This window comes from Paenibacillus sp. FSL E2-0178 (assembly GCF_038593005.1).
In the GTDB taxonomy this organism is placed as follows: domain Bacteria; phylum Bacillota; class Bacilli; order Paenibacillales; family Paenibacillaceae; genus Paenibacillus_AQ; species Paenibacillus_AQ phytohabitans.
This window is the reverse complement of record NZ_CP151953.1, coordinates 7,425,524-7,439,187: the sequence shown is the minus strand read 5'-3', so window position 1 is coordinate 7,439,187 and position 13,664 is coordinate 7,425,524. Positions and strand designations below refer to the sequence as shown.

The 13,664-nt window shown below is 49.9% G+C and carries 15 protein-coding genes; 4 read left to right on the top strand and 11 right to left on the bottom strand.

Annotated features, from left to right (window positions below; all coding sequences use genetic code 11):
- The first annotated feature begins 9 nt into the window (after nucleotides 1–9).
- Nucleotides 10–726: a Crp/Fnr family transcriptional regulator gene (locus tag MHI42_RS31890; RefSeq protein ID WP_039295531.1), complete on the top strand. Its 717-nt coding sequence runs from the start codon at nucleotides 10–12 to the stop codon at nucleotides 724–726.
- A 134-nt stretch (nucleotides 727–860) separates the two neighbouring features.
- On the opposite strand, the gene MHI42_RS31885 is transcribed toward MHI42_RS31890, so the two are convergent.
- The 10 genes from MHI42_RS31885 to MHI42_RS31840 form a co-directional block, all read right to left on the bottom strand.
- Nucleotides 861–1,343, bottom strand: a complete 483-nt coding sequence (locus MHI42_RS31885) for an NUDIX hydrolase (protein ID WP_342421795.1) — start codon at nucleotides 1,341–1,343, stop codon at nucleotides 861–863.
- A 113-nt stretch (nucleotides 1,344–1,456) separates the two neighbouring features.
- A complete protein-coding gene (locus MHI42_RS31880) occupies nucleotides 1,457–2,275 on the bottom strand; it encodes a formate/nitrite transporter family protein (RefSeq protein WP_171716801.1) in 819 nt (272 codons plus the stop codon).
- A gap of 24 nt (nucleotides 2,276–2,299) precedes the next feature.
- Nucleotides 2,300–2,641: a nitrite reductase small subunit NirD gene (gene nirD / locus MHI42_RS31875; RefSeq protein WP_039295419.1), complete on the bottom strand. Its 342-nt coding sequence runs from the start codon at nucleotides 2,639–2,641 to the stop codon at nucleotides 2,300–2,302.
- Between the two features lie 25 nt (nucleotides 2,642–2,666).
- Entirely contained in the window at nucleotides 2,667–5,093 is a 2,427-nt protein-coding gene (gene nirB / locus MHI42_RS31870) for a nitrite reductase large subunit NirB (protein ID WP_342421794.1), read from the bottom strand.
- A 204-nt stretch (nucleotides 5,094–5,297) separates the two neighbouring features.
- A complete protein-coding gene (locus MHI42_RS31865; protein ID WP_171716804.1) occupies nucleotides 5,298–5,999 on the bottom strand; it encodes a hypothetical protein in 702 nt (233 codons plus the stop codon).
- A 143-nt stretch (nucleotides 6,000–6,142) separates the two neighbouring features.
- Nucleotides 6,143–6,868 (bottom strand): iron-sulfur cluster repair di-iron protein, encoded by a 726-nt coding sequence (gene ric / locus MHI42_RS31860; protein WP_342421793.1) that lies wholly within the window; start codon nucleotides 6,866–6,868, stop codon nucleotides 6,143–6,145.
- A gap of 111 nt (nucleotides 6,869–6,979) precedes the next feature.
- Entirely contained in the window at nucleotides 6,980–7,702 is a 723-nt protein-coding gene (locus MHI42_RS31855) for a hypothetical protein (protein ID WP_342421792.1), read from the bottom strand.
- 353 nt (nucleotides 7,703–8,055) lie between these two features.
- Nucleotides 8,056–8,373 carry a helix-turn-helix domain-containing protein gene (locus MHI42_RS31850; protein ID WP_042138775.1) on the bottom strand — a complete coding sequence of 106 codons (318 nt, stop codon included), beginning with the start codon at nucleotides 8,371–8,373 and terminating at the stop codon, nucleotides 8,056–8,058.
- A gap of 126 nt (nucleotides 8,374–8,499) precedes the next feature.
- Nucleotides 8,500–8,829: a hypothetical protein gene (locus MHI42_RS31845; RefSeq protein ID WP_042138776.1), complete on the bottom strand. Its 330-nt coding sequence runs from the start codon at nucleotides 8,827–8,829 to the stop codon at nucleotides 8,500–8,502.
- A gap of 32 nt (nucleotides 8,830–8,861) precedes the next feature.
- On the bottom strand, nucleotides 8,862–9,797 hold the full coding sequence (locus tag MHI42_RS31840; RefSeq protein ID WP_342421791.1) for a Gfo/Idh/MocA family oxidoreductase: 936 nt from the start codon (nucleotides 9,795–9,797) through the stop codon (nucleotides 8,862–8,864).
- Nucleotides 9,798–9,944: 147 nt separating this feature from the next.
- On the opposite strand from MHI42_RS31840, the gene MHI42_RS31835 reads away from it, so the two are divergent.
- Nucleotides 9,945–10,553 (top strand): VTT domain-containing protein, encoded by a 609-nt coding sequence (locus MHI42_RS31835; RefSeq protein WP_171716808.1) that lies wholly within the window; start codon nucleotides 9,945–9,947, stop codon nucleotides 10,551–10,553.
- A gap of 91 nt (nucleotides 10,554–10,644) precedes the next feature.
- The gene (gene msrA / locus MHI42_RS31830; RefSeq protein WP_342421790.1) at nucleotides 10,645–11,631 is read left to right on the top strand and encodes a peptide-methionine (S)-S-oxide reductase MsrA; all 987 of its coding nucleotides are present in this window, start codon (nucleotides 10,645–10,647) and stop codon (nucleotides 11,629–11,631) included.
- Between the two features lie 181 nt (nucleotides 11,632–11,812).
- Here msrA and MHI42_RS31825 read toward each other — a convergent pair whose 3' ends face one another.
- Nucleotides 11,813–12,958 carry a DUF4349 domain-containing protein gene (locus MHI42_RS31825; RefSeq protein WP_342421789.1) on the bottom strand — a complete coding sequence of 382 codons (1,146 nt, stop codon included), beginning with the start codon at nucleotides 12,956–12,958 and terminating at the stop codon, nucleotides 11,813–11,815.
- 375 nt (nucleotides 12,959–13,333) lie between these two features.
- On the opposite strand from MHI42_RS31825, the gene MHI42_RS31820 reads away from it, so the two are divergent.
- On the top strand, nucleotides 13,334–13,486 hold the full coding sequence (locus MHI42_RS31820; RefSeq protein WP_081972158.1) for a DUF1540 domain-containing protein: 153 nt from the start codon (nucleotides 13,334–13,336) through the stop codon (nucleotides 13,484–13,486).
- Nucleotides 13,487–13,664 lie beyond the last annotated feature (178 nt).

The window sequence follows — 13,664 nt, the reverse complement described above, 5'->3', positions numbered from 1 at the left end:
TCGATTATGATAAAGGAACATTATAATGTTATCGAAGCCCGCGGCAATACAAACTGTTTCTCCGAACAGAACTTTAACCGGCTATTGGTCACAATGAAGGAGCGCATGGTCCCTGAAGGCTCTCACCTATTCTGGGAAGGCGACTATTCGGATAAATTGTTTTATATCAAACGTGGACGTGTGAAACTAACCAAATCAACTGACGAAGGCAAGGAACTAATCCTGTATATGTATCAGGCCGGTGACATGGTTGGTCAGGCAGACCCGTTCTTCAGCACGAAGCATAGCTTCACTGCCGAAGTGATTGAAGAAAGTGAAGTCGGCGTTATTGAGCAGAAGGATCTGGAGATTCTGATCTGCCAGCACTGCGATTTCGCAATTGACTTCATGAAATGGATGGGGATTCATCACCGTCTCACGCAGACGAAATTCCGCGATCTGATGATGTACGGCAAACCGGGTGCACTCTGCTCTACGCTGATCCGTCTGGGCAACACCTATGGAGAGAAGACCGGCGACAGCATTCTGATCAACAAAAAAATTACGCATACAGATCTGTCCAACATGATTGGCGCTACCCGCGAAAGTGTTAACCGTATGCTGAGCGATCTGCGTAAAAAAGACGCTGTAGAGTATGAGAACGGCATGATTGTCATCAAGGATCTGTCGATGCTTCAGGACATCTGCCACTGTGAATTATGCCCTAATGAAATTTGCCGAATTTAATTCCTAATAATAATACCCTCTATTCACCTCAATGAAACATATATGACCCAATAAATTAATAGAGTGGTCGAAGGCGCCCTGTCCGGCGTCTTTTTTTCTTGTCTGCTGAAGAGATTCCCGCGCTGCCAGTGATTCTACAAGGTCTTCAATTCCCAAGAATCATAGTATTCCGTCCTCATAGTCAGCCCATCCCCGCTAAGCCACTTCGCTGCCAGTACAGCTGCCGGTGAGGCCGAATCCAGCGTGATCCGGGCTAATTCCACCCATTCCATCCCACTCGAATCCTGTTCCGCAAAAGCTGAAATAGCTGCTGGCGCCTGCTCCCCATCCAATTCAACCTGGTACAACGCTGCCAGATGATGCATATGCGTGAAGTCATCCTCCTGATAACGGACAAAAAAATCGAATATGCCCAGATTTCGTTCTGCCTTGACTGCAAATCCGGTCTCTTCCATGAATTCTCTGACCAGGCCGTCAAGCAGCGATTCGTTCTCTTCAAGTCTTCCGCCAGGCAGATCGTATCTTCCGGTGTATGGCCCTCTTGCCTTATGTATTACCAGCAGCTTGCCGTCACGCTGGCAAATTCCATATACGCCAAAATGGTTAAAGCTCTTCAAGACTGTCCACTCCCTGATTCGAGTCCTAAACAGCTTACCACAGATAGATGCTTCCTTTCAGTGACAAAAAAGCCCCGCAGTAATTAAACTGCGGAGCTTGCGGAGCTTCTAAATTAACTTATTTTCTTAGTCTGCATGGCAGTTGATACTTTACGGGGACTACGCACAGGTGAGATCAGCCAGTATGCCATGCCGACGAATACACCGCCGCCGATCATATTCCCTAGCGTAACCGGAATCATGTTATGCACCCAGCCGGCAATGCTCACAGTCTCCGGATGATTCGGCAGCAGCACTGCCACGCTGAGCAGCGTCATGTTCGCTACACTGTGTTCGTAGCCGCTCGCGATGAAGGCGAACAGGCACCACCAGATCAGAACCAGCTTCGCCGCTTCACTCTTAGCGCGGGAGGACATCCACAGGGCCAGGCAGACCAGCCAGTTACAGAGAATACCGCGGAAGAACAGCTCCGAGAACGGCAGGCTCATCTTCTTGGCTGCTGCCGCGAAGATCAGATGCTCGGCAGGCGCTGCCTTAAAGAGACCCGATCCCTGAATCAGCAGGGCAAGAATCACTGCACCGGCTACATTGCCGAGGAATACCAGGACCCAGTTCTTCACGGTATCCCAGACCGTAGTTCTCCCGGCAAGCGTGCTTACCGTGAAGAACATATTATTTCCTGTGAACAGCTCCGACCCAGCGAATACAACCAGGGTCAGGGCAATACCGAAGGAAGCTCCCATAATCAGCGGCTGGAACGGTGACTTGATCGCTGCCAGCGGCGCCCCCAGCGAGAAGATCAGAATAATACCAATTCCTACATAAGCTCCTGCCAGGAGTGCCGCCAAAAAATATTTGGGCAGGCTCTCATTCATCTTGTCGCGTTTGCCTACGGCTGTCTCAACGATATTCTCTACGCTCTGCGTAAACATATCTACACCTGCTCTTCTTTTAATTTATAGCCTTGCTACTGCCGCAGGCAGACTAACCTTGACGACTCCGTCCTCCACAACAACCGGATGGACTACAGCCTGACCGCGGTCCGGAGCCTGAACTTCTCCGGTCCGCAGATCGATTTTCCAGTCATGAAGCGGATCGTACAAATAATAGCCTGATACTATTCCCTCAGCGAGCGGACCGCCCTTCGGGTGGGGACTGTGGTTCTCCACGGCATAGAAAGTGCCATCCGATGTGCGGAATATAGCTAACTCCACCTCTCCTGCATTTACTACCCGGCCAATCTGCAGCATGAAATCGTCTGCGGCTCCTACTGCATACTCTCGATTACTGAGTTCCATAATTTTCTCTCCCTCTCCCTTCAGGCTAGACCCGTGTCTGTTCGAACAGTGCTGTGCGGGTGCCGTTGTCATCCAGCATCTTTTTCCATGGATCGCTGACTTGTGCCAGGGCGAAGTCAATCCGTGCGGCGAGTTCTTTCCGGTTGTCGTCACTGCCCAGAATAACGGTCTGGATATGCTCAAGGCCCATACGTTCTACCCATTCTGAAGTTCTCTCCAGGTAATTGCCGGTTTCACGGTAATACTGCATTACGGCGGAGCAGACTTCGACCAGCTCTTCATCGGTTCTTACCTTGCAGAAGGCATCTGCGATCCGCGGCTTAATCCCGCCGTTTCCGCCGATGAATACTTCCCAGCCGCCGTCGTTGCCGACAATGCCGATATCCTTCGTGCAGGATTCTGCGCAGTTGCGCGGGCAGCCGTTGACTGCCATTTTGAATTTGGCCGGCATATCCAGCCGTTCGTATTTGCGTTCAAGCTGAGCGCCCATCTCCATGGAATCCTGTGTACCGAAACGGCAGAACTGTGAACCGACGCAGGTCTTGACCGTACGTAAGGATTTCGCATAGGCATAACCGGATGGCATATCCAGCTCCTCCCACACCTTCGGCACATCTTCTTTTTTGACACCGATCAGGTCCAGACGCTGTCCGCCGGTCACCTTCACGACCTTCACATCGTACTTCAGGGAAACATCGGCGATGCGCTTCAAATCCTCTGGGGTGGTAACCCCGCCGTACATACGCGGAACAACCGTATAAGTCCCGTCCTTCTGAATATTGGCATTCATCCGTTCATTAACGAAGCGCGATTCCTTCTCGTCCTCATGAGTGTCCGGATAGATCATACCCAGATAATAGTTCACCGCAGGACGGCATTTAGAACAGCCTTCGGATTGCTTCCAGTCCAGCACATGCATAACTTCTTTGGTGGTTTTGAGCCCTTTAGCCGTAATTTCAGCTACAATCTCATCCCGGCTAAGCGGGGTACAGCTGCAAATCCCCTGCTTGGCACTTTGCTGGAAGCTATCTCCCAGAACGAACTGCAGAATCTGCTCAACAACTGGCTTACAGCCGCCGCAGGAACGGGTCGCTCCGGTGCAGGCTTTGATTTCATCCACTGTAGTGAAGCCATTCTCCGTAACGGCATCAACAATCGCCTTTTTGGTAACCCCGTTGCAGCCGCAGACAATTTCTTCATCGGCCATCGCTTCAACGGATAGACCTTTCTTGGCTCCGCCTCCGCCGCAGCAGCCTGTGCCCATGACCTCGCCATAAATCTCATCGGTCATTTCTGTTCCCTGCTTCACCAGCTTCTGCAGGCTCGCTGATTCGGTTACATCACCGAACAGAACCGCACCGACAATAATGTTGTTTTTGAGCAAAATCTTCTTATAGGTTCTCTTCCACTCATCCTTGGCGGATATGACGGTATGCTCTGCTGTTTCGGTGAACTCTCCGGCCGAGAAAACATCAACACCGGAAATCTTGAGCTTCGTCGCGACAACCGAACCTTCGTATCCCGGAGTCTGCACACCAGACAAATGCTTGGCCAGTACCATCCCCTGCTCGAAAAGCGGCGCTACCAGACCATAGCAGGTCCCCCGGTGCTCCGTACATTCACCGACAGAATACACGTTAGCCATGGAGGTCTGCAGATAGTCATTGACGACAATCCCGCGGTTAACCTCGATGCCGCTATCCTTGGCAAGCTGAACATTAGGTTTAATTCCGACTGCCATGACCACAAATTCTGCGGGCAACTCACTGCCGTCACTGAAGCGCAGTCCGGTAACCCGCTCTTCTCCAGTCAATTCGACCGTCTGCTTGCCCATGGCGAATTTCACACCTTGACGCGCAAGCTCCGCCTGCAGCATGGAAGATGCCGTACGGTCCAGCTGCCGTTCCATCAGATCCTCAAGCAGATGCACAACGGTAACGTCCATCCCCAGATTCACAAGGCCTTTGGCTGCTTCAAGACCAAGCAGACCTCCGCCGATAACAGCTGCCGTGCGGTACTGCTTCGCTGCGGCCAGCATGGCATCGCAATCTGCGATATCACGGAAGCCGACTACCCCGTCCTTTGTACTGCCCGGAACAGGTAATATAAACGAATTAGAACCCGTAGCAATGATAACCTTGTCGTAATGAACCGCCTGTCCGTTATCTGTAATCACCTGCCGGGTTTGTTCATCAATCCGGACGACAGTCGTTCCAGTATGCAGGGTAATATTGTTATCCTCATACCACTGACGGTCATTCAGGATAATATCTTCAATGGATTTACTGCCTTCGAGAACATAGGACAGCATAATCCGGTTGTAATTGGGATGCGGCTCACTGCCGAAGATCGTGATATCATAAGCGCCGCCCAGCTTTAAAATCTGTTCAATAGTGCCTACACCCGCCATGCCATTGCCAATCAGCACTAACTTTTCTCTGTTCGCTGTCACTGGTAGGACCCTCCTTCAAAACTCAGATTCCTTCACAAACTTGCTTTATAGTGAAATTATACTGCCCAAAATTCCCCGGCATTTGTGATTCCAGTCACATTAAATGTGAAACATTTCACATAAAGTATTAGACACAAAAAAAAGGACATCCGCGCACTCGGCACAGAAATCCTTGTATCCGCTAAACGGATTCCGTTATCGTAATTACTTCAGAACCAGTGATATCTCCAGCTTGTCCTGCGGTCTGAGCTTCATATCCACTCCGTTGCCCAGCAGCGCTTTATCATTAACCTTCAGTTTCCACTCCTCACTGCTGAGTGGGGTGTAATCCATTACGGTGAGAACTGTCTTGTTATTTTCTGCCAGCTTAATCATCCCGCTGTTCTTCATTAGTCCCTTCACTGACAAATCTTCCGTAAAGGACAGCACATGCGAATGCGTCAGCTCAGGCTGTTCGCTCCCGCCGTTCACCGTAAGGATAACCGGTTGAAATAACGCTCCGGCTGCGGACGGCTTCGCCGAGAAGACAATAGCCGCTCCAGCCTCGATTGTACTGTTCCAGTCCGTAAGTTTCTTGCTGTTCACTTGTACTTCCCACATCATATCCTGACTAAGCGCAACCCTGTTGACCTCAAGAATACTATAGCCGTCTGCAGCAAAAGTAACGATCCCGCTCTTTCTCAGCAGTTCTATGATGGAATTACCTTCTATATAAGCTTCGTTAAGCAGTCTGCCGGAGGTTCCGGCCATTTCACGTTCACCCACCAGAATTGAAAAAGATAGTCCTGTGCTTCCGCTTCCGGCGCTGCCGCCGGTGTTCCCCGGTCCCAGAACCGAGCTGCAGCCGCTGGCTGTGATTATAAAAACAAGGCACAGCAGTAAGCGCCCCATCCATTTCGTGGACATTCCACGGCACCGCCTTCTTATGTAATATCCCTGACTCTTTAAGGATACCGCATAGAAGAAATGTTCTCAAATTATTTCTGTTCTGAACCTTATGTTCTATATAACAAAAAAGTCCCCGGAGGGACTTTCCGTAGTACTACATTTTATTGATAACGCAGGAACAGGTTATTGTTCTCCAGATGCACATGCTCGAAGGTCATACCTTCCAGCTCCTCAAGGCGTGCATAGGTCAGGCGGTAAGTCGTGCAGGCATGCGCAGGCGGTGTGTAATCATTGGTTACCCGGCGGAGCTCGCGGAGGATCTCACCGGCACCATCGTGCTCAGCCTCCAGATTATGCAGCAGGCCGCGTAGCTCCGATAGGCCTTCTTCAGTCGGGTTCTGTGTGTAGGCCAGCATTTTAGGGAATTCGCTCTCTTCTTCCTTCGACGTATGCTGAAGCAGATCTTCGCGCAAAAGATTAAACAGGCGGTGCATCTCACCCAGATGCGGAGAATCCTCGCCATGCACACGGAAGACTTTGGTTACATTCTGGCTGATTAGCGGAAGCTCTTCACGCAGGTAACGGTGATGCTTGTTCACGATATAATTCACCAGCTCTTCAGAGGAGGCCTCGTTCCAGGCTGTATCCTCTTCCAGCACCGGATGCTCTTCCTGCAGCTTGTTCAGATCCTGAATCATCGCTTCCGGATCAAGCCCTTTCTCGGCAGCAGCTTCAGCCAGCGGCTTCGCGCCTCCACAGCAGAAATCAATGCGCTTAGCCTTGAAATAATCCGCAGACTTAGGGAACTGCAGGACGATGTCTCTGACCATTGCTTCAGAGGCGAAACCTGATTGAATTGTTATATCGTTTAATTGATTGGACGCCATTGTGGCCCCTCCTCATGTTATGGGTATAGGTTTTTAGTTGCTGATCACCTTTACACCTTAACACCGGCAGGAAGGCGGACTAGTGATTGTACGCACTGGATATATAAAATTTTATTGAACAGTCGCCTGCATATACGTCCGTTTGCCTTGCGCATCCTTCAAATAGGGTCCAAGGCCGGCAAACCGTGAATGATCCACATACACTCCAGTCATCCACCTGCCTTCGGTCAGACCTCCATTCCACTGCAGCACCAGATCCGGGGCTGAGATCCATTCCTGATAGACTCTGATATTCTTATCCTTATATTCTTTGGCTTGTTTATTCATTTCCATTAACGGGGTCTGTGTCATATAGGTAGGCACGAAATATACAGATATAAGCTCCACATCATCTTCGCTGAGAAAAGCTTCTTCACCTAAGTAAGGCTGGAGCAGCAGCGTATTCTCATACATCGACCAGATTACCGCCTGCAGCACCATACTCTGACTAATGCCGTTATGAAAGGTGAAGCGGCGCGGCGGGCCGGAGGTATCGCTATCCGTAGCAGTCACAGGCTCCAGACAATGCCGTTCACAACCGATGCATTTCCAGCCGGAGGGGCTTTGAATCCACTTCTGAAACACACTGCCGCTATCATTGTCCCCTTTGTATAGAGAGGATATGATCTCATAAGGCACGCCAATCCAGGCATCCCATAATGAAGCGGGAAGATGGCTATGAAGCATAAACAACACCTTGTCATAAATCAGCTGCACTCTAATTGAAGCAGTCTCCAGTTCAGCGACATCCTTTTTTCCATAGGCTATTTCGCGGGAAAACAAGGTGATGGTCATGATCCTCGCCTCCTAAAAGTTTTGTGAGCTTAAACATCCCTGAATCAGCATCGTTCAAAACTTGCATCGAAAGCATACGCTTGGTTTTGTGAGCCTAAACATCCCTGAATCAGCATCGTCCAAAACTTGCCTCGAAAGCCTCGTCTTAGTTTGCTTGCCTTAACATTGGCTTATTCAGATCCTCCTTAGGCTTTTCCCAGTTTTGTCAGCGCTTCCACACATCCGTAACTTTAGTTTGTTCTATTATATTACACAGGTTTGGACACAGTGCAAGTTTTATTTAGCAGAACCGAAGCAAAAACCCCTTAAACCGGAGACCGGTAAGGGGCTGTCATTAGGAATATGAAACGTAACTACTCAACCCAGCTCTCGGCCCAGAACTGAATTTGCTGCATAACCGGCTCAAGCGCCCGGCCTTTGACCGTTAATTCATACTCAATGCGCACCGGTGTTTCCGGATATACATGACGTACCAGAATGCCTTCACATTCCAGATCCTTCATACGCTCGGACAGCATCTTATCGCTCATTGTCGGAATCAGTCCGGAAATATCCTTGAACCGCTTAGGGCCGCTCATCAATGTCTGAATAATAAGTCCATTCCAACGTTTGCCTAAAAAAGAAAAGGCCGTCTCGAATCTCGGGCACATCGTCAGTTGATGTTCTTCCATTGTTTTTCACCTCTCACTTGTGAAGCTTACTATTAGTTAGTATATATAATTTTACCACATTTATTCTGTAATGAACATCGTTTACCAAAAAAAAGTTCATTAACCATAACTATTATATCTTCGTTGTCAATCCCTTGTGTCTGCTTTCTGCTCCCGCTGATGAATCGCCTCAGTTACCACGTAAGCGAGGTCATCATTGCTATATAGCGATAGTACACCAAGTACGGTGTCATCGGAGATAAAACCGGCCTCTTCCTCGGATACAGTCAGTGCCAGCGCATTGCTGAGCGCCTGATTGCCCTCCTGCTGCGGATATGCCTGTAAATACAGTGCGTGCGGGTCCAGCTTGTTATTCACGCACCACTGGGCAAAGACCAGAATCATCATTTCCTCATCCCGTTTGTAGCTTTCGATAATTCTCTCTTCCATTGACTTGCCGTAATCCTGATCCTCCATGTTGTTCTCCTCTCTGCTGCTAATCTGAAATTTCAACGGCTGAGCTTCGCTGCCAGCTCATGACTCGGCAGTACGGCTGAGGCGGAAATGCCGCATTGCTCCGGTGTTGCGATGTGACTCAGGTAATGGCTGACGGCTCCGCTGAAGCCTCTGCGCTCCAGTATAGTGTCCCAGCTGCCGAAATTCTGCGTGCGCGGCAGGGAGCCCTGCTCATATAATATCGCCCGTTCCATGTCTGTCACTTCTACCGATCTGCCGTTTCCGTGCAGCTCCAGCTTCTCCAGATCAGCACCGGCATCACGCACCATGCTGTATATTCCGGTTGCTCCGCTCTTCCAGTCCAGCTGCCCCAACGACTGCAGCAATCTGTCCTCCGCATCTGTCTTCAGACTGCTGTGAAGCAATTCATAATCGCCGCCGCACAGCCATAGCAGCAGATCCAGCATATGGATCAGATCATCATGAATGGTTTCATGGCTTGTACCCTGCTGCAGCTTCGTCCGGTGCTTGATTGCGCTGCATTGGCTAATGCCTCCGGCTTTCAGCAGCCAGGACTTGGCCGCCATATACATCGGAGCATAGCGGCGGTTGAAGCCAACCCCCAGCAGAAGGCCTTTATTCTCTGCGAGCTCAGTCATCCGCCGGGATTCTTCCAGATCATAAGACAGCGGCTTGTCCACATATACGGACACCCCATGCTCCAGGCAACGGGTAACCAGTTCATAATGTGTAGGTGTTGGACTATGCACGAATACAGCATCAAGATCCCAGGATAACAGCTCATTCAGTTCTGTTGTCCCTTTCTGTAGACGATAGGTTTGAACTGCCCGCTGCACCGTCGCAGAGGAATGGCTGAGTACCCCTACAATTTCCGCCTGATCATGACGGGAGAGCAGCGGCAAATAGACTTTACGGGCAATATCGCCGATGCCGATTAATGCCACTCTTTTGCGTACAGGTATATTCATTGAGGTATCTCCCTTAAATATTGGGGATTTCTATCCCTTATAGGTGTATTATACCGTGACAAGCGGCGGCGACAATGATCTTTGCTTCAATAATCACTTTTTTTTCAGTATGATGAAATGTATGGAGTGAAGAAGGGGCATAGTAAAATGAGAAAATGGCTGACGGTAATTCTGTATGTTTCGTGCATAATCCTCGCGTTTATCTACAGGTATGAGATTCTGGCCTGGCTCAAAGAGGACCATAACCTGCTTCTGTCCATGCTTGCAGCCACTGTTCTGGCCTTGTTTCCGGTAATCCCCTACAAGCTGATCATCGGTCTGTTCGGATACGCCTATGGAAGCCTGGCGGGAGCGTTAATATGCTGGAGCGCAACCACATTGGCTGCAGCGATCGTGTATGGTCTTGTTAAATTTATGTTCCAGAATAAATCCATGACTTATCTGAACTCGATTTCGGCGCTGGATAAATTCACCGGGGCCGTGCAGCGGCGTCCGTTTGCCTCTGTAGTCCTCGCCCGGCTGGCGCCTGTAATTCCGCAAATGGCCGTAAATATCTACGCCGGTGCTGCCGGACTGCCCTTCTGGAGTTATCTTGCAGCAACCGGCCTTGGTAAAATCCCGGGGATTACCCTGTACGCCTTCCTCGGCGGCCAGATGTTCCAGCATCCGCGCAGTGCGGCCATTGCCGTGATTCTCTACATCGCCGTGCTTGCAGCTGCCGGATTCTCCATGCGGCCGCGGTCCGCTAAACTCTGAGCGGGACCCGTCAAGCTGGCAGAGCGCAGCTATTTGATTTATAATTAAATTGTGATCTATTTAATTGCATTCTATAGATGGAGGGATATTAATGAGTGAAGTTCAATCTGATTCTATAAACATCAAGACGGAAAAAGCTACGTTCGCCGGAGGATGCTTCTGGTGCATGGTATCCCCGTTTGAAGAGCTTCCCGGTATTGTCGAGGTAATCTCCGGCTATACAGGCGGTCATACTGTTAATCCGACTTACGAGGAAGTCTGCTCGGAAACGACCGGACATGTCGAGGCTGTGCAGATTACATTTAATCCGGATATTTTCCCATATACCAAGCTGCTTGAGCTGTTCTGGCAGCAGATTGACCCTACCGATGCCGGAGGGCAATTCCATGACCGCGGAACCTCCTATGGTACGGCGATCTTTACCCATTCGGAAGAGCAGCGGCAGCAGGCCGAGGCATCTAAGGCAGCACTGCAAGCCAGCGGACGTTTCTCTGCTCCTATTGTGACTCCGATTCTTCCGGCTAAGCCTTTCTATCCGGCCGAAGAATACCACCAGGGATATCACCACAAGAATCCCGGCCATTACAAGCGTTACCGCAAGGGCTCCGGGCGGGAAGCTTTTATCGAAGCCCACTGGACTCACAACGAGGACAAAAAAAGCCTGAAGGAGCGCCTGACTCCGCTGCAGTATGAAGTTACACAGAACAGCGCTACCGAATCCCCCTTCCGCAACGAATTCTGGGACCATCACGGGGATGGGATCTATGTGGATATTGTTTCCGGTGAACCCCTGTTCAGCTCACAGGATAAATTCGATTCCGACTGCGGCTGGCCGAGCTTCATGCGCCCGATCCGCGATTATGCAGTCAAGGAGAAAACTGACCTCAGCCATCTGATGATCCGCACAGAAGTGCGCAGTAAAACAGCCGATTCCCATCTCGGCCATGTTTTTAATGATGGTCCCGGGGCAAACGGGCTGCGCTACTGCATCAATTCGGCGGCTTTACGTTTTGTTCCCAAAGAAGATTTGGAGAAGGAAGGCTACGGCGAGTACCGCGTTCTTTTCCAGCATGCTTGACGCAGGTCGATAACGGCCGCCTCATCCACCCATAAGTCATCGCTACAGCAGAAAGCCTCCAGACCGGTAATAACAGGTTTGGAGGCTTTTTACATGAGTGTTATAGCCCTTATAAAAACAAACTCATACCGGGTGACCCGGCAGGCCGTTCTGAAATTCTCTGACCGCTCCAGTCAGCTGCTTATTTGTTATCCTTATCACTGTTATCCTCTTCTGGAGCTGGTGCAGCAGGCATCTCAACATCACGGTCCAGCAGTTCCCGGTTCTGTTCACGGGTGCCCTGGCGTATCTGTTCGAAGTGCTCCCGCTCCCGGCGCTTAAAGATTCTGCGGAACCAGATCACAACCGCCACAACCACTGCAGCCACGATCAGCACCGGAAGTGCAGCCGCCAGCACAACTACAAGCCACTGGAACATTACAGATAATGCCTTCATGCTGCCCTGCAGCGCCTCCGAAGCGCGTTCACCCAGCGGTCCTTGTTTTGTCACTTGCGTGACGGCGATGCTCTCCTCTGTCTGGTAAAGGCGAAGCTCCACGGTCGAGAAGGATACGTTCTGGTCAATATAACGCATTCTGCCCTTGATCTGCTCGATTTGCTCCTGGATTGCACCCAGCTGGTTGGCAAACTGCACGAGATCTGCCGGTTTGGTCGCTTTTTTCATGAAATCGATATATTGCGTCTCCATCATCTGCTTAGCCTTGAGGCGTGACTCCAGATCCACGTACTCTTCCGAGACATCCTGCCCCTGAATACTTCTCTGCAGCTTCTCATGTTTGACCTTCTCCAGATTGTTCAGAAAAGAAGAGAAGCCCGACGCCGGTACCTTGAGGATGAAGGTTCCGCCCTGTTCATATTCAGACATATTCTCTGAAAATTCAATAATGTAACCGCCTGCCAGTGTGATCATATTCCGTACTTCGGTCTGTGCCGCCCCGTAATCAGCTACCTCCATGTTGAGGTTAGCCTTATAGATCAGCTTTTTGTTCAGACCTGCCACCACATCAGTTCCTGTGAACCCGGCTGAAGCGTCTGCCGCCTGCTCTGCCCCCGGATTAGGGACCGCAGGATTCGCACCTCCGCCTTGCACCGCATTCTGATCATTCACAGCCACCGCGGTGGTGGAGTTGAAATTATCGGTCATTTCCTTTGCCGCCGGTACACTCGCAGCTGAGCCGTCTTCCGCCGCAGCCGCTGATTCAGCGGTCATCGCACTGTTTGCTGTATCCGCCGCCGAATTGGAATTGTTATTGCCTGCCCCGCAACCCGCCAGAACCACTGCCAAAACAATTAAACACAACAAAGAATGCAGACCCCATTTTCGCATGTTCATTCCTCCAAAAGTGTAATTGCGAAAGGCCGTTATATCTATAGATCTCTTCCGCGCTTATACCCTTTGACGTTCCAAAAGCTGGAAGGTTGCAGACAATTAGGAGGATAGCAGCCTTTTTTTGTGTTTTTTCCCATATCGGTAAAAATACCAAACAGGACCACTCAGCAGCTGAATGATCCCGTTGTTTGCGTAATATCTCTTTTTTTGTTACAATTGTAGTGTCTGAAAAAGACAAAAAACACCAAATACCCTCCATTCTCAAGGAATAAGGGTAGGGTGCTGTTCGGACAAGCTCCACCTTGCCGGACAGATCTATTCAATTGCTAACTGATTTATGATGCCAACTACTATAAGAGGAGGTGAAACCTCATGGCAAAAGACGTATTGTGTGCAGTTAACTCCTGTACTTACTGGGCTGAAGAAAACAAATGCAAAGCTGAGTCCATCTTCGTTGCTTACCACAGCTCCAAAGAACCTACTCAGTCTGAAGAAACAGATTGCAAAACCTTTGAAAGCAAATAATGGCTGAAGAATATTGAAGGGACCCTCCACGGTTCCTTCTTTTCTTTTTCTCATTTTATCAAGAATGATAATTATTATCAAGTGTTTCTTGCAAAAAAATGAAAATAAATCACTATAACCAGAGTGAATTACCCTGAATATAGTGATTTATTTGTGCCCGGCAGCTTTTACAGATTAG